The 15,238-nt window shown below is 57.8% G+C and carries 21 protein-coding genes; 15 read left to right on the top strand and 6 right to left on the bottom strand.

Annotated elements, in window-relative coordinates; genetic code table 11:
* Positions 1 to 119: 119 nt before the first annotated feature.
* The 5 genes from AC1Q5O_RS12575 to dnaQ all read left to right on the top strand — a co-directional run bounded on the left by AC1Q5O_RS12575 (position 120) and on the right by dnaQ (position 3,770).
* Positions 120 to 941 (top strand): pyruvate, water dikinase regulatory protein, encoded by an 822-nt coding sequence (locus AC1Q5O_RS12575; protein WP_223613946.1) that lies wholly within the window; start codon positions 120 to 122, stop codon positions 939 to 941.
* Positions 942 to 969: 28 nt separating this feature from the next.
* Positions 970 to 1,563 (top strand): Maf-like protein, encoded by a 594-nt coding sequence (locus tag AC1Q5O_RS12570; protein WP_492563403.1) that lies wholly within the window; start codon positions 970 to 972, stop codon positions 1,561 to 1,563.
* Positions 1,556 to 2,401, top strand: coding sequence for a shikimate dehydrogenase (locus AC1Q5O_RS12565; RefSeq protein WP_492563401.1), 846 nt, complete (start codon positions 1,556 to 1,558; stop codon positions 2,399 to 2,401). The genes AC1Q5O_RS12570 and AC1Q5O_RS12565 overlap by 8 nt, the downstream gene beginning before the upstream one ends.
* The gene (gene coaE, locus AC1Q5O_RS12560; protein WP_492563399.1) at positions 2,398 to 2,982 is read left to right on the top strand and encodes a dephospho-CoA kinase; all 585 of its coding nucleotides are present in this window, start codon (positions 2,398 to 2,400) and stop codon (positions 2,980 to 2,982) included. Before AC1Q5O_RS12565 ends, coaE begins: the two co-directional genes overlap by 4 nt.
* Before the next feature lie 80 nt (positions 2,983 to 3,062).
* Positions 3,063 to 3,770, top strand: coding sequence for a DNA polymerase III subunit epsilon (gene dnaQ, locus AC1Q5O_RS12555; protein WP_492563396.1), 708 nt, complete (start codon positions 3,063 to 3,065; stop codon positions 3,768 to 3,770).
* A gap of 63 nt (positions 3,771 to 3,833) precedes the next feature.
* On the opposite strand, the gene secB is transcribed toward dnaQ, so the two are convergent.
* A complete protein-coding gene (gene secB / locus AC1Q5O_RS12550; protein ID WP_223613951.1) occupies positions 3,834 to 4,340 on the bottom strand; it encodes a protein-export chaperone SecB in 507 nt (168 codons plus the stop codon).
* Positions 4,341 to 4,456: 116 nt separating this feature from the next.
* The gene (locus AC1Q5O_RS12545; RefSeq protein ID WP_288191895.1) at positions 4,457 to 4,936 is read right to left on the bottom strand and encodes an FxsA family protein; all 480 of its coding nucleotides are present in this window, start codon (positions 4,934 to 4,936) and stop codon (positions 4,457 to 4,459) included.
* Positions 4,937 to 5,124: 188 nt separating this feature from the next.
* Here AC1Q5O_RS12545 and AC1Q5O_RS12540 point away from each other — a divergent pair, with 188 nt between their 5' ends.
* Genes AC1Q5O_RS12540 through AC1Q5O_RS12525 form a run of 4 tightly spaced genes read left to right on the top strand, consistent with a single transcriptional unit; the run spans position 5,125 to position 7,873 of the window.
* Positions 5,125 to 5,826 carry a Tim44/TimA family putative adaptor protein gene (locus AC1Q5O_RS12540; RefSeq protein WP_288191894.1) on the top strand — a complete coding sequence of 234 codons (702 nt, stop codon included), beginning with the start codon at positions 5,125 to 5,127 and terminating at the stop codon, positions 5,824 to 5,826.
* 24 nt (positions 5,827 to 5,850) lie between these two features.
* Entirely contained in the window at positions 5,851 to 6,951 is a 1,101-nt protein-coding gene (mltA, locus tag AC1Q5O_RS12535) for a murein transglycosylase A (protein ID WP_492563393.1), read from the top strand.
* Positions 6,948 to 7,505, top strand: a complete 558-nt coding sequence (locus AC1Q5O_RS12530; RefSeq protein WP_492563392.1) for a Smr/MutS family protein — start codon at positions 6,948 to 6,950, stop codon at positions 7,503 to 7,505. Before mltA ends, AC1Q5O_RS12530 begins: the two co-directional genes overlap by 4 nt.
* Positions 7,502 to 7,873, top strand: coding sequence for a helix-turn-helix domain-containing protein (locus AC1Q5O_RS12525; RefSeq protein ID WP_492563391.1), 372 nt, complete (start codon positions 7,502 to 7,504; stop codon positions 7,871 to 7,873). The genes AC1Q5O_RS12530 and AC1Q5O_RS12525 overlap by 4 nt, the downstream gene beginning before the upstream one ends.
* Positions 7,874 to 7,876: 3 nt before the next feature.
* Here the strand turns inward: AC1Q5O_RS12525 and AC1Q5O_RS12520 are convergent, their stop codons facing one another.
* The 4 genes from AC1Q5O_RS12520 to hslV all read right to left on the bottom strand — a co-directional run bounded on the left by AC1Q5O_RS12520 (position 7,877) and on the right by hslV (position 11,387).
* Complete coding sequence (locus AC1Q5O_RS12520) at positions 7,877 to 8,845, bottom strand: DUF1402 family protein (RefSeq protein ID WP_492563390.1); 969 nt, start codon at positions 8,843 to 8,845, stop codon at positions 7,877 to 7,879.
* 175 nt (positions 8,846 to 9,020) lie between these two features.
* Positions 9,021 to 10,328 (bottom strand): ATP-dependent protease ATPase subunit HslU, encoded by a 1,308-nt coding sequence (gene hslU / locus AC1Q5O_RS12515; protein WP_464663146.1) that lies wholly within the window; start codon positions 10,326 to 10,328, stop codon positions 9,021 to 9,023.
* The gene (locus AC1Q5O_RS12510) at positions 10,328 to 10,843 is read right to left on the bottom strand and encodes a GNAT family N-acetyltransferase (RefSeq protein WP_492563388.1); all 516 of its coding nucleotides are present in this window, start codon (positions 10,841 to 10,843) and stop codon (positions 10,328 to 10,330) included. Before AC1Q5O_RS12510 ends, hslU begins: the two co-directional genes overlap by 1 nt.
* On the bottom strand, positions 10,833 to 11,387 hold the full coding sequence (hslV, locus tag AC1Q5O_RS12505; RefSeq protein WP_105734132.1) for an ATP-dependent protease subunit HslV: 555 nt from the start codon (positions 11,385 to 11,387) through the stop codon (positions 10,833 to 10,835). The genes AC1Q5O_RS12510 and hslV overlap by 11 nt, the downstream gene beginning before the upstream one ends.
* A 204-nt stretch (positions 11,388 to 11,591) precedes the next feature.
* Here hslV and hisB point away from each other — a divergent pair, with 204 nt between their 5' ends.
* From hisB to AC1Q5O_RS12475, 6 genes are read left to right on the top strand one after another with little or no spacing between them, the layout of a single operon-like run.
* Positions 11,592 to 12,200 carry an imidazoleglycerol-phosphate dehydratase HisB gene (gene hisB, locus AC1Q5O_RS12500; RefSeq protein ID WP_492563386.1) on the top strand — a complete coding sequence of 203 codons (609 nt, stop codon included), beginning with the start codon at positions 11,592 to 11,594 and terminating at the stop codon, positions 12,198 to 12,200.
* A 16-nt stretch (positions 12,201 to 12,216) separates the two neighbouring features.
* Positions 12,217 to 12,711 carry a DUF2628 domain-containing protein gene (locus AC1Q5O_RS12495; protein WP_492563384.1) on the top strand — a complete coding sequence of 165 codons (495 nt, stop codon included), beginning with the start codon at positions 12,217 to 12,219 and terminating at the stop codon, positions 12,709 to 12,711.
* A 2-nt stretch (positions 12,712 to 12,713) separates the two neighbouring features.
* Entirely contained in the window at positions 12,714 to 13,364 is a 651-nt protein-coding gene (hisH, locus tag AC1Q5O_RS12490; RefSeq protein WP_223613961.1) for an imidazole glycerol phosphate synthase subunit HisH, read from the top strand.
* Positions 13,361 to 14,104, top strand: coding sequence for a 1-(5-phosphoribosyl)-5-[(5-phosphoribosylamino)methylideneamino]imidazole-4-carboxamide isomerase (gene hisA / locus AC1Q5O_RS12485; protein WP_492563382.1), 744 nt, complete (start codon positions 13,361 to 13,363; stop codon positions 14,102 to 14,104). Before hisH ends, hisA begins: the two co-directional genes overlap by 4 nt.
* A complete protein-coding gene (gene hisF / locus AC1Q5O_RS12480; protein WP_346305555.1) occupies positions 14,101 to 14,904 on the top strand; it encodes an imidazole glycerol phosphate synthase subunit HisF in 804 nt (267 codons plus the stop codon). The genes hisA and hisF overlap by 4 nt, the downstream gene beginning before the upstream one ends.
* Entirely contained in the window at positions 14,904 to 15,227 is a 324-nt protein-coding gene (locus AC1Q5O_RS12475) for a phosphoribosyl-ATP diphosphatase (RefSeq protein WP_223613964.1), read from the top strand. Before hisF ends, AC1Q5O_RS12475 begins: the two co-directional genes overlap by 1 nt.
* The last annotated feature ends 11 nt before the right edge of the window (positions 15,228 to 15,238 follow it).

Here is a 15,238-nt window from a genome sequence, read left to right as displayed (position 1 = left end):
GAAGAGTCATCCACAAGTGGGCTCGCTGTGGATGACTTGCCAATGATTCACATGGCTGCCATTGCTTGTTCAAAACCGGGAGAATTCTCCCCAGTCATCAACAGGGAGTCGAGTTTTCTGTGACAAAGCCAGTCAACTACTTCCATCTTCATATGATTTCTGATGCGACCGGAGAGACTCTCCTAGCGGCGGGCCGCGCAGCCGCGGCGCAATATGTGCATGCGCGCGCCATTGAACATGTTTACCCGCTCATTCGCACGGAAAAGCAGATCAAAAAGGTGCTTGAAGGTATCGATGCAGAACCTGGCATTGTCCTTTATACCATTGTGGACAAACGGCTGGCGGCAATGATCGATGAAAGCTGCGCGACGATTGGCGTTCCCTGCGTGTCCGTTCTTGAACCGGTCCTCAGCATATTCCAGTCCTATCTCGGTGCTCCGGCGGGACGGCGGGTTGGGGCACAGCATGTGCTCAATGCGGAATATTTCCGCCGCATCGATGCGCTGAATTTCACCATGGAGCATGATGACGGCCAGCTGCCGCTCGATATCGAAGAAGCCGATGTCATTCTGATCGGCATTTCACGGACGTCGAAAACCCCGACAAGCATTTATCTCGCCAATCGCGGCATCAAGACCGCCAATGTGCCCATCGTTCCCGGTGTGCCCATTGCCGATGTGATTATCAATGCGGAGCGGCCGCTGATTGTTGGCCTGATTGCCTCGGCAGAGCGGATCTCACAGGTGCGCCAGCATCGCATTCTCGGGGCAACCCCGGGCTTCGATACGGATCACTATCTTGACCGGGCCAACATTATTGAAGAGCTTTCCTATGCGCGGCAGATTTGCCATCGCTATAATTGGCCTATGATAGACGTCTCACGCCGTTCCATTGAAGAAACGGCGGCGGCGGTTCTCGCCCTGCGTTCCCAGGGGCGATAGCCGCATTGTTAATCAGAGAAGAACACAAATGCAGATTATTCTTGCTTCCAAAAGTCCGTTCCGCGCGATGCTCCTGAAAAACGCCGGCATCGCTTTTACCGCACAGTCAGCCAATATCGATGAGCGGGCGGTAGAAGCGCCTCTCTATAAGAGCGGTGCAACGCCGGAGGACGTCGCGCTTGTTCTGGCCGAAGCAAAGGCGCTCGATGTCAGTGAGCGCAACCCGGACGCATTGGTGATCGGTTCGGATCAAACCCTGTCCTTGGGCGACGAGGTTTTGCACAAGCCTGCCGATATGGAGGCCGCGCGTCGGCAACTGCTCAGGCTTTCCGGTAGGACTCATCACCTGAACAGCGCGATTGTTCTGGTCAAGGGCGGGCAGACGGTGTGGCGGCACGTTTCGGTGGCGCGCATGACATTGCGTGATCTCGATCCGGCTTTCATTGGACGGCACCTGGCACGGGTTGGTGCCGTCGCTCTGCAAAGTGTCGGCGCCTATCAGTATGAAGGCGAAGGCGTGCAGCTGTTCGAAAAGGTAGACGGAGATTATTTTACCATTGTCGGCCTCCCGCTATTGCCGTTGCTGAATGAACTGCGCCGGGAGGGTGCGATCGATGGCTGATCATCCCAGCGCTTTCGTAACGGGTTATCCCATCCGTCATTCACGCTCGCCGCTCATCCACGGTTACTGGCTCAGGCAATTCGGATTGGACGGCTCCTACCGGGCGATAGAGGTTGCACCGGACGCTTTTGCCGGCTTTATCGGCACGTTGAATGACAATGGGTTTGTCGGCGGTAACGTCACCATCCCGCATAAGGAAGTGGCTTTTTCCCTGTGTGGGAAGCGTGATTCTGCCGCCGAAGAAATCGGTGCGGTGAACACGCTCTGGTTCGAGAATGGCATTCTGCATGGCGGTAATACGGATGCTTACGGGTTCTTGGCAAATCTGGACTCGCTGAGCCCCGGCTGGAGTGAGCGCAAGAGCGCTTTGGTGCTGGGTGCGGGCGGAGCAAGCCGGGCAGTGATCTTTGCGTTGAAGCAGCGCGGTTTCACCGACATCAGGATCGTCAATCGGACCATGGAGCGGGCGCAGGAACTGGCAGACCGGTTTGGAATTTCCGGAGGTGCCCATGGGTGGGACGCCGTGCCGGAATTGCTGAAGGGCGCGTCACTGGTTGTAAACACCACGTCGCTCGGCATGTCGGGTAAAGACGAGCTGGTGATTGACCTTACCCAGGCTGATTCGGATGCGCTGGTGACCGACATTGTCTACGTGCCGTTGGAAACGCCGCTTTTGCGCGCAGCACGCTTCCGCGGTCTCGAAACCGCCGATGGACTGGGCATGTTGCTGCACCAGGCCGTACCGGGCTTCGAACACTGGTTCGGCAAACGGCCGGATGTAACGGCAGAGCTGCGAAATCTCATTCTGGCCGATATGGCGGCGGGGAAAGCAAAATGATCGTGCTGGGTCTCACCGGATCGATCGGCATGGGTAAATCGACAGCCGCGCAAATGTTCATGGATGCGGGCGTTCCGGTCTATTCCGCCGATGAAACGGTTCACCGGCTATATTCCGGCGCGGCGGCCCCTTTGATTGAAGCGGCTTTTCCCGGAACGACGGAAAACGGCGTGGTGGATCGCGCTAGGCTCTCGGCAGCGGTCATTGGCAATCCCAAGGCACTTCGGAAGCTTGAATCGATTATCCACCCCATGGTTCGCTCCGAAGAGAACGCGTTCCGCGATGGCGCTCAATCCCGAGGTGCGAAGCTTGCCGTTATCGATATTCCGCTGCTGTTCGAGACCGGCGGGGATAAGCGGGTGGACAAGATCCTTGTTGTCAGCGCACCGGCAGATGTGCAGAAAAGGCGGGTATTGGCCAGGGCCGACATGACCCCCGAAAAACTCGAAGCAATTCTTGAGCGCCAGACTCCCGACGCCGAGAAACGTGCCCGTGCCGATTTTGTCGTCAACACGGACCAGACATTTGATGCGACGCGGGCCGAGATCAACGAGATAATCCGGATTCTCACGGGTTCCTGACAGGCGGAAAGCGGGGAAACCGCTGCTCCGGCCTTGCGCTGGCCGGTCAATTCATGAAATTTGGGTCAAAGGAAGATTCCATGCGTGAGATCATATTCGATACGGAAACAACAGGGCTCGACCGGCTGGATGATCGCATCATCGAAATTGGCGGGGTGGAACTGGTCAATCGTTTCCCGACCGGCAACACATTTCATGTTTTCATCAATCCGGATGGCAAACAGGTCCACCCGGATGCGCTGGCCGTTCACGGCATCAGCAATGACCGCCTGAAGGATGAGCCGGTCTTTGCCGGAATCGTCGACGGTTTTCTCGAATTCATCGACGGGGCAAAGCTGATCGCCCACAACGCCACATTCGATATGGGCTTCATCAATGCCGAGCTGAACCGCCTGGGGCACCCCCCCATCAGCAATGACCGGGTTATCGATACGCTGGCACTCGCGCGCCGCAAACATCCGATGGGCCCAAATTCCCTGGATGCCCTGTGCCGTCGTTACGGCATCGACAACAGTCACCGCACGATGCACGGCGCGTTGCTCGATTCGCAGTTGCTGGCGGAAGTTTATATCGAACTGATCGGCGGAAAACAGGCAGCGCTCGGTCTGACCGTTGCCGAACAGTCAGACAACAAGCAATCCGCCAATACGGAAACGGTTGTTGTTATTGCGCGCCGCGCGGTACCGCTGCCATCCCGCCTCACCGATTCGGAAAAGCAGGCGCACGAAAAGCTGGTCGAAAAGATTGGCGAAAAAGCGATCTGGAACGAACGGATAGCAGCACGGTAAAAATCGCGGCAACAAAAAACCCGGGTCGAACCCGGGTTTTTGCTATCCAGTAGAACCGTTGGCTTAGCTGACCATCGACTTGGCTTGTTCTTCAGCCATGCGCTGCTGGAACATCTGTGCAAAGTCGATCGGGTCGATCATCAGCGGCGGGAAGCCGCCATTGCGGGTTGCTTCCGCAATGATCTGCCGGGCGAACGGGAAGAGCAGGCGCGGACATTCGATGAAAAGCAGCGGCAGGAGATGTTCCTGCGGGAAGCCTTCCAGACGGAAAACGCCGCCATAGACGAGCTCCGCGTTGAACAGAACTTCCTTGCCTTCACCGGCACGGGCCGTGAGGGTCAGAACGACATCGAAATCGTTCTCGGCAATCGGATTGGCGTTGACATTCACGTTGATGCTGATGCCGGGAGCCTTGTCCCGTGGGCGTAGCGACAGAGGCGCGCCTGGGCTTTCGAAGGACAAATCCTTCACGTACTGAGCAAGAATGTTCAGTGTCTGCTGCTGGACGCTCCCATTGCCATTGGTCGCTTCATTGCCGTTTTCGGCATTTTCATCAGGCTTTTGAGCCATTGTCTGGAAACCTTCTCTCGTTGCGTCCGCTTCGGCGGTTATCGAATGAATGATGGCTGGCTAGCATGAGAGCCCCAGCGAGGCAAGCCGGGAGGAACCGTCCTGATGCACGCACGCTATTCTTTCGGGCTCCATGGCGAGTTGGGGTCGGATTTCCTGGAATAATCCTCCGGGTCAAGTTCAATGACGCGATCAGCGGAGCGACCCGGCCGGGAATGGCCCGTTGCTGCAGGATTGACCACGACCACGCGGCTCCGGACAAAACGCCAGCCAATATCGCGAATGGCGGGTATGAACAAAAGCAGGCCGATAATGTCCGTGATGAAGCCGGGAACGATCAGCAGGAACGCGGCAAAGAACAGCATGACGCCGTGCACGAGTTCGCGGCTCGGTGTCCGGCCGGCGGCGGTTTCCGAACGGATTTTCTGCAGGATGCCAAATCCCTGCAGGCGCAACAGAAAAACACCGAGGAACATCGACAGGATGATCAGGCCGAGTGTTGCCAGAACACCGATCTTGCTGCCAACCACAATGAAGCCGGCAATTTCAAGAAATGGCAGTGCAAGCAGGAACAGGGGCACAAGAGAGGATCGCAACTAATTTACCTTTCGAAGGACATATCCGGTTATAATCCATACCCGGCGTCAATTTCATGCCTATATAGGTATGAACATGAGCATTTGTATGATTGCCTTCAGCAATCTATATGTTTTGGTAATTCGACAAAAGCGCAATGGCCGTACAATGAACGGCCGACTGAATTTAGGGATGAATGGCAGGCGACATGGAATATCTGGACTTCGGAACGATTTTCTTCTTCGTGGCAGCAGTGGTGATCTTTTTGCAGCTGCGCAAGGTCCTTGGTCGCCGCACCGGCAACGAGCGTCCGCCATTCAATCCGTACGCATCATCGCGCACAGCCGAGGTCGAAGACAAGGCCAAACCCGGCGATAATGTCGTGTCGCTGCCGCGGCGCGGCGAGCCGAAGGAAAACCAGTTTGAGAAGGTGGATGCGCTGGCGAAACCCGGTACGCCGCTGAACGAAGGCCTTCGCACCATCCAGAACGCCGATCCGGCATTCGATCCTGCGAAGTTTCTTGAAGGCTCAAAGATGGCCTATGAGATGATCGTCATGTCCTTTGCCGATGGTGATCGCAAGACGCTCAAATCGCTCCTGTCCCGCGAAGTATTTGATGGTTTCGTTTCAGCCATCGCCGATCGTGAATCGCGCGGCGAAAAGGTGCAATCCTCGTTCGTCGGCATCAACAAGGCCGACATTACCGGCGCTGAAATGAAGGGCACGGAAGCGCACGTGACAGTGCGCGTCGTCAGCGAGCTGATTTCGGCAACCCTGGACAAGGACGGCAACGTGATCGACGGCGACAAGGAAGCGGTGGCTGAAGTCAAGGATGTCTGGACCTATGCGCGGGATACCCGTTCGAAGGATCCGAACTGGAAACTCGTCGCGACCGAAGCCGAAGATTGATTCTCCTGTCGCGAGCGCCAGACCATGCTTTCCCCTCTCTTCAAACCGGTGGCATTCACCGATTGCCCCGGTTGGGAGAATGACAACCAGCTTGAAGCGTTTCAAGCCTTTGTGCGTTCTGCCAGCAGGGTTCTGGAAAAGCCCTATAAAAGCGGATCGCTGGGCATCTCCTTTGCGGCTTTAGCACCCATTTTCGCTGATTCACGTGAAACATTGGTCGAAAGTGACGAAGAGGCACGGCGTTTTTTTGAAAAATGGTTCCGTCCGGCACGCCTAGAAAACCCCGAGACGGGACATGGTTTTGTCACGGGTTTCTATGAACCTGAGGTGGTTGCTTCTCCGGTTCGAACGGAACGCTACACGGTTCCTTTTCTCAGCCGCCCGAATGATCTGGTGGATGTGGACGACAGCAATCGGCCTACGGGTTTTGATCCCTATTTCGCTTTCGCCCGGCAAACTCCGACAAGGATTGCCGAGTATTTTGACCGCGCTGCCATTGAGAGCGGTGCACTCGACGGGCAAAATCTGGAAATAGCCTTTGTCGAAAGTCCGGTCGATGCCTTCTTCATTCACGTTCAGGGCGCCGCCAGGTTGAAGATGACTGACGGTCGCCTGCGCCGCATCACCTACGCGGCGAAGACCGGTCACCGATTTACCGGCGTCGGAAAAATCCTCTTGGATCGCGGTGAAATCCCGCTGGATAAAATGTCGATGCGGGCTATCCGCGCATGGCTTGCTGACAATCCTGACCAGGTTCAAAGCCTGTTGTGGAACAACCAATCCTATATTTTCTTTCGCGAAGCTGCGGTCGACGATGCCGCGCTGGGGCCGATTGCGGCAGCCAAGGTGCCGCTGACAGGCGGACGTTCCCTTGCTGTCGACCGGCTGCTGCATACCTTCGGTACGCCCTTCTATATCTCGGCACCTGCCTTGCAAGCGTTCGGGGGAAAGGGGTTTGCGCGGCTGATGATTGCGCAGGATACCGGGTCCGCCATCGTAGGACCGGCACGCGGCGACCTTTTTGCCGGCTCCGGCGACGCGGCAGGTGACATCGCGGGAGGCATTCGTCACGACGCCGTTTTTTATGCGCTTGTACCCCGGTCATTGTTGGCGGATCGGGCATGAAGCGGTCCAGGGACGAGTTCACCAACATTGAAGACCGGATTCTCTGGGAGAAAGTCGCAAAATCCACCCGGCCCCTGAAGGGGAAGGACAAGATGGAATTTCTGCTCGACGCGGTGCAGGATCAGCCGGCAGTCACGCCATCGGCACCCGAAAAGATCAAGTCGAAGACAATGCCAGTGCCGGCTCCGGCTAAACCGGCGATACCTGCGCATCGGCTGCATCCGATCGACCGTCCGACCCACAAGAAGATATCGCGCGGACGTGTGGTCATTGAAGGCCGGATCGATTTGCACGGACTGACGCAAAGCGAGGCCTACGGCCTGCTTCTCGGCTTTCTCCGCCGCGCACACCAGCGCGAGCTGCGCCACGTGCTTGTCATCACCGGCAAGGGAACGTCCATGGGAAGCGATGGGGTTCTGCGTCAGGCGGTTCCGCTCTGGTTTACCACGCCGCCGTTCCGCGTGCTGGTCAATGGCTATGAAGATGCGGCCCGCAATCATGGCGGGACGGGTGCCATCTATGTCCGCATGCGCCGGCTGCCGGAGGTGTCATGACGCCGTTCGGTGAAAAGCTGCGCCAGCTTAGGGACGAGCGCGGCATCTCCCAGAAAGAAATGGCGAAGGCCATCGGGGTTTCGGCCGCCTATCTCTCGGCGCTGGAGCACGGAAGGCGCGGACAGCCGACATGGGACAAGCTGCAGCGCATCATCCAGTATTTCAACATCATCTGGGACGAGGCCGAGGAATTGCAGCGGCTGGCCATGATCTCGCATCCGCGCATCACGATTGACACCGCCGGCCTGCCGCCTGCATCGACGGAATTGGCCAACCTGGTTGCGGCGCATATCCGCGACCTCAAGGCGGAGGTCGTTCAATCCCTGATTGGCGAGATAAAGCGATCCGCCAGCAAGCGGCGGCGTTGAGCCTTAAAACAGGGCTTTCAACTGATCGAGCTTGTTGTTGACGAGCCAGCCATAGTAGTTTTCTTCCGGAAGTTGCGGCGGCTGTCCGGCCGCGGCACGGCCTGCATTGGTCTTGGCCAGAGCCCGCGCGCGTGCATCGGCGCCGCCCGTATTGTAGAGCGTCGCGGTGATTCCCGGATTTTTTGAAATATCGAAATCCGCTACCCGCCGGTAGACATCGATGGATTCCCTGATGGTTGCCGCCATGTAGGGAAGGGTGAAGTCCGGGTCCATGATTGTCTTGTAGACATCCGTGGCATGGTCCGCATCCAGTTTCGGCAAACCCGAATAGCGATTGACCATGTCCGTCATCTGCAGTGCCGTCAACGGGCTAAGCTGGCCAAGGCCAAAGGTCTGGCCGGCATAGAAGGGCTGGAAGAACACCGCAGCGAACCGGTTATCGGGAAAGCGTTTGCCGCCGGCCGTCTTGCCGCGGAAGTCCGATTCCCACACACCTTCGCGGCAGGTCCACAGACGCAGGCTGTCCCTGTACTGTGCGCAGGAGGAAAATTGCGGGCGCTTGATGAAGTCGCCAATGCTTTCACCCTGATAATCAAAGCTAAGCCCTTGCTTTACATAGGAAATAGCCTTGACATAGTAGGTCTGGAGACGGTCGTAAGCATCGACATTATAGGTGTGTTCGCCGACAAGGGCGCCAACGATATGAACCGGATCGATGCCATAGGTTCTGGCAACGCTCGATATCTTCGAACGCAGCTTCGGGTCCGATTTCAGCAGGTTGTAGATTTTCTGGTATTTCGCTTCATGCGTTGTATTCAGCTCGCCCGTCCGCTTGATCGAAGCGACGGGAATATTGGGCTGGGTCGCATTGCGATTGCCTTCCGGCACAACGATCACGGCCGAGGCTGGGTGAAGGGCGGCGGACAGTGAAAGAAGGCAGGTGGTCGCGAAAAGGATCAGATGTCGTTTCATTGTCAGCCCAGAATTTCGATCAAGTCAGATGAACGGTGGCCCGTCCGGGGAGATGCTTAAGCACAACCTCCCTTAACAGGTTCCAGCCGGAGGTGCGCGAAAATAAAAAATGCCCCCTCGGAAGTCGAGGGGGCATCGGTAAATAAGCCCGGAGCGATGCTTATCTGTCACACGGTTAGAGGATGAACCGCGACAGGTCGCTGTTCTTGGCGAGATCACCGACCGTTTCACGCACATACTTGGCGTCGATGGTATATTCGGCGCCAGCCTTATCAGGGGCGTTGAACGAGATGTCGTCCAGCACGCGCTCCATGACCGTCTGCAGGCGGCGTGCGCCGATATTCTCGACCGTCGAATTGAGATCAACGGCGATATCGGCCAGTGCATCGATCGCATCGTCGGTGATTTCAAGCTTCACCTCTTCCGTTGCCAGAAGGGCAATGTACTGCTTGAGCAGACTGGCTTCCGGCTCGGTGAGGATCCGGCGCATGTCATCGCGCGTCAGGGCGCTCAGTTCCACGCGGATCGGCAGGCGGCCCTGCAATTCCGGCAGAAGGTCCGATGGCTTGGACACGTGGAAGGCACCGGATGCGATGAACAGGATATGGTCGGTTTTGATCGGACCGTATTTTGTTGCAACGGTTGTGCCTTCGACGAGCGGCAGCAGATCGCGCTGCACGCCTTCGCGCGACACGCCGGCACCCATGCCGCCGTCACGGGCGGCGATCTTGTCGATCTCGTCGAGGAAGACGATGCCGTCATTTTCCGCCGAACGCAGTGCTTCCTGCGTAATCTGGTCCTGATCGAGCAATTTGTCGGACTCGTCATTGATCAGAACGCCGTAGGACTCCTTGACCGTTGTTTTGACGGTCTTGGTGCGTCCGCCCATGGCCTTGCCCAGCATGTCGCTCAAATTGAGCACGCCGATATTGGCGCCTGGCATGCCCGGCAGTTCGAAATTGGGCATGCCCGAACCGGTGTCAGCCACTTCGACTTCGATTTCCTTGTCATCGATCAGACCATCGCGCAGTTTCTTGCGGAACGAATCCCGGGTTGCCGGGCTGGCCGTCTTGCCGACGAGGGCATCGAGAACGCGTTCTTCCGCATTGAGGTGGGCTTTCGCCTTGACATCTTCGCGCTTCTTTTCGCGAACGAGGCCAATGGCAACCTCAACCAGATCGCGGATGATCTGTTCAACATCGCGGCCGACATAACCGACCTCGGTGAATTTGGTGGCTTCCACCTTGATGAACGGCGCGCCGGCCAGACGGGCCAGGCGACGGGAGATTTCCGTCTTGCCGACGCCGGTGGGTCCGATCATCAGAATGTTCTTGGGCATGACTTCTTCGCGCATCTGGCCTTCGAGCTGCTGGCGGCGCCAGCGGTTGCGCAGGGCAATGGCGACAGCACGTTTTGCGTCCTTCTGGCCGATAATGAACCGGTCGAGTTCAGAGACGATTTCGCGGGGAGAAAAGGTTGTCATCATGGTCTCATTTCATCTGGATTGTCCCGTGCCATCATCAGGGCAGGGCCGTAAATGGATGTGCGGGTATCGAAAGGGATAAAACCCGCCTTGGTATAGGCTTTGATCGCGCGCGCATTGGCCGGGTCCGGATCTAGGATCACGCGCGGCACACCTTCTTCGAAGAGCAGGGAAACAAACTCGTTGATCAGGCGCGACCCATGTCCTGCATTGAGCAGATCCGGTTCGCCGATGAACTGATCAAGGCCCAGCGTGCCTGTTGGTTGATCCTGATAGGGATGATCATCTTCCAAATGCGGATCATAGGTTTGCAGGTAGCCGATGGGCCGTTCATCCAGCATGATGATGAACGGCTCGACGGATATGCTGTCCATATGCGCCGCAATGGCGTTGAACTCTTCCTTGGGATCATCGCCCCACCATTGCGCCACGTGCGGCTCAGCCAGCCAACCTGAAATCAGATCCAGATCAGCCGGCTCCAACGGCCTGAAGCGGTAGGATGGCTCACTCGGCATCGATCGTCTCGAGCGTTACACTCGTATTGGTGAAGATGCAGATATCGGCGGCTATCTCCATGGCCTTGCGGGCAATCTCTTCGGCGGTCTTGTCGGTGTCGACAAGCGCACGCGCGGCTGCCAGGGCATAGTTGCCGCCCGAGCCGATGGCCATGATACCGTGTTCCGGTTCAAGCACGTCGCCATTGCCGGTCAGCGCAAGCGTGATGGATTTGTCGGCCACCAGCATCATCGCTTCGAGGCGGCGCAGATAACGATCGGTGCGCCAGTCCTTGGCAAGCTCGACGCAGGCGCGCATCAACTGGTCGGGATACTGCTCCAGCTTGCTTTCAAGCCGTTCGAGCAGGGTGAAGGCATCGGCGGTCGCACCGGCAAATCCGGCAATGACATTGCCTTTGCCGATACGGCGCACTTTGCGCGCATTGCCTTTCATGACCGTGTTGCCAAGGCTGACCTGGCCGTCGCCTGCGATGACCACTTTGCCGCCCTTGCGGACCGTGACGATCGTGGTGCCATACATGGTGGAGGGGTTGTGTTCTTGCATTCGATTCTCCTTCAAGCAGGTCCGACTATGCCCCAAATGGCAGCAGATCGAACCCCTTCTGTGCAACTTATGTATGATGCCGCTCTGGAATTGCAAATCTGGAGTTGAACCTGCGCCATCAAAGCATTTGGAGATTCGTCAATCCTGATCTAGAAGGCCAGCATTAATGCCGTTTTTGCGAAACCCAGACGACGGGAAACAGGGATGACCAGTGCCAGCATGCGGACTGCGAAAGTAGAGCGGACCACCAAGGAAACCAGCATTGCCGTTTCGGTCGATCTGGATGGAACGGGCTCGTTTGACATTTCCACCGGAGTGGGTTTTTTCGACCATATGCTGGAACAGCTGTCCCGCCATTCGCTGATCGATATGGATATCAAGGCCAAGGGTGATCTGCATATCGATGATCACCACACGGTCGAAGATACCGGCATTGCCATCGGCCAGGCGATTGCCAGGGCGCTTGGCGACCGGCGCGGTATCAACCGCTATGCTTCGCTCGACCTTGCCATGGACGAAACACTGACGCGCGCAGCATTGGACGTCTCCGGCCGTCCTTTCCTGGTCTGGCAGGTGCAGTTTTCCGCCCCGAAGATCGGCACATTCGATACGGAGCTGGTGCGCGAATTTTTCCAGGCGCTGGCGCAGAATGCGGGCATCACCTTGCACGTGTCCAATCTCTATGGTGCCAACAACCACCATATCGCCGAAACCTGTTTCAAGGCGGTCGCGCGCACCCTGCGCACGGCCATCGAGACGGACCCGCGCCAGAAGGGCGTCATCCCTTCAACCAAGGGTTCGTTGAACGGCTGAGAAGAAGGGCTGGGATATGACCAGTTACATTGTTTTGGTACCGCCGTTGCAGGGCAACCAGCGGCAAGATGACAAGACCGTCTTCATCCGGGATGGTTTTGCACTCATCGCGTTTTTCCTGCCGGTTCCCTGGCTGTTGTTCAATCGTCTGTGGTTCGAAGCGGCTCTGGTGTTTGCGGCTGTTGCAGCCATCTCCATTGTCGGTTCCTATACGGGGCACGGCAGCCTTGCGGAAATCGTCGCAGCGCTGCTTGCCCTGCTGGTGGCATTCGAAGCCAACAATTGGCGGATAAGGGCCCTTGAACGGCGCGGTTTTGATCAGACAGCGATCATCGATGCGCGCTCTGCTGCCGATGCCGAGACGGTCTATTTCCATGGTGAGGCGTTCATGGCAGACCCTGAGCCGGTTCTGCCGGCAATCGATCTGGCTGTGCCTTCACCCGCCCCTGCGCCGGGAAAGCCGGTTGCCGGTGGCATGCTGGGGCTTGTCGGTTACCGGGGAGAGCGTTGATCATGCGTGTTGCTATCATAGATTACGGGTCGGGCAATCTCCGCTCTGCCACGAAAGCGTTTGAACGGGCGGCGCGGGAAAGCGGCATCGCCGCCACCATCGATTTGACCGCCGACGCTGAACGGGTCCGTACCGCCGATCGCATTGTTTTACCGGGGGTTGGCGCCTATGCGGATTGCCGTCGCGGGCTGCATGCGGTGCCGGGCATGCCTGAAGCGATCCATGAGGTTGCGGTGGAGAAGGCACGACCGTTTCTCGGCATTTGCGTCGGCATGCAGCTCATGTCATCGCGCGGGCTGGAAAAGACCGTCTCTGCCGGTTTCGACTGGATCAAGGGCGATGTCCGCGAAATGGTGCCGTCCGATCCCACGCTGAAAATTCCGCAGATCGGCTGGAACACCCTTCGGCTCACCAGGCCGCACCCGCTGTTTGATGGAATCAGGACCGGCCCGGATGGGCTGCATGCCTATTTCGTGCATTCCTATTTTCTCGACGCTGAAATCGAGAATGATGTACTGGCAGTGACCGATTACGGCGGGCCGGTAACGGCCGCCGTTGCCAATGACAATATGGCTGGCACGCAGTTTCATCCGGAAAAGAGCCAGGCTCTGGGGCTTGCTCTCATCGCCAATTTTCTGAGGTGGCAGCCATGATTTTGTTTCCCGCGATTGATCTGAAAGATGGCCAGTGCGTGCGGCTGAAGCTCGGTGATATGGAGCAGGCGACCGTTTATAACGAAGATCCGGCCGCGCAGGCAAAATCCTTTGAAGATCAAGGATTTGAATGGCTGCATGTGGTCGATCTGAATGGCGCTTTCGCCGGCCAGTCCGTCAATGGTGCGGCAGTCGAATCCATTCTCAAGGCAACGAAAAATCCCGTTCAGCTTGGCGGCGGCATCCGCACCCTGGACCACATCGAAAACTGGCTGGCCAAGGGGCTTTCCCGCGTCATTCTCGGGACGGTCGCGGTGCGCGACCCGGCGCTCGTGATTGAAGCGTGCAAGAGGTTCCCCGGAAAGGTGGCCGTTGGTATTGATGCCAAGGGCGGCAAGGTGGCAGTTGAAGGCTGGGCTGAAGCCTCCACCCTGGGTGTTGCTGAACTTGCCCAAAAATTCGAAGGGGCAGGGGTCGCGGCAATCATCTACACCGATATTGACCGCGATGGTGTCCTGGCTGGAATAAACTGGGAATCAACGCTGCAACTGGCGGAGGCGGTGTCGATACCGGTGATTGCGTCAGGCGGTCTTGCTTCCATCGCCGATATCGTCCGCATGACCATGCCGGATGCCCGCAAGCTGGAGGGGGCCATTTCCGGCCGGGCGCTTTATGATGGGCGCATCGATCCGCACGAGGCCCTGACGGTGTTGCGGGAAGCCAGGGAGCGCGCCGCATGACCCTCAAAGCCCGTGTTATTCCCTGTCTCGACGTGAAGGACGGACGTGTCGTCAAAGGCGTGAACTTTGTCGATCTCATCGATGCCGGCGATCCCGTCGAAGCGGCCAGGGCCTATGACGCCGCCGGTGCCGATGAGCTTTGCTTCCTCGACATCACGGCCTCGTCCGACAACCGCGAAACCATCTTTGACGTTGTCGCGCGCACGGCCGAACAGTGCTTCATGCCGCTGACCGTCGGCGGCGGTGTGCGCACGGTTGCCGACATCCGCAAGCTGCTGCTTGCCGGTGCGGACAAGGTCTCGATCAATACCGCAGCGGTGAAGAACCCTGAATTCATCGCCGAGGCTGCGGACAAGTTCGGCAACCAGTGCATCGTCGTGGCAATTGATGCCAAGAAAGTATCAAAACCGGGTGAGACCGATCGTTGGGAGATTTTCACCCATGGCGGCCGGCAGGCAACCGGCATCGACGCGATTGAGTTTGCCCGCAAGGTGGTCGATCTCGGTGCCGGCGAAATCCTTCTGACATCGATGGATCGCGACGGATCCAAGATTGGCTATGATATTCCGGTGACCCGGGCTGTTGCCGATGCGGTGCGCGTGCCCGTGATCGCGTCGGGTGGTGTCGGCAATCTCGATCACATGGTCGAAGGCATTCTCGAAGGTCATGCCACCGCCGTGCTCGCCGCATCCATCTTCCATTTTGGCACCTACACGATTGGCGAGGCGAAAGCCCATATGGCCGCGGCCGGTATCCCGATGCGGCTTGACCCCATTCGCCCATTCACCGGAGTTGCGTGATGACAAGCTTCACTCTTGCGGATCTGGAACGGATCGTCGCGCAACGCGCGGCGTCATCGGATACCAAATCCTATACCGCCAGCCTCTATGCCAAGGGCATCGGGAAGGCGAGCCAGAAGCTGGGCGAAGAGGCGGTTGAAACCGTTATCGCCGCCGTATCCGGCGACACGCAAGGTGTTGTTTCGGAAAGCGCCGATTTGCTCTATCATCTTCTTGTTGTTCTTGGACTTTCCGGCGTCAGGCTTGATGACGTCCTGGCGGAGCTCGAACGGCGTACGGCACAGACCGGACTTGAAGAAAAAGCCGCCCGTGGACATGGTTGAGCGCATCCATG

This window comes from Phyllobacterium sp. MT110, assembly GCF_058792715.1.
Note: the sequence above shows the minus strand (reverse complement) of the source record. Positions and strands in the feature narration are given on the sequence as shown.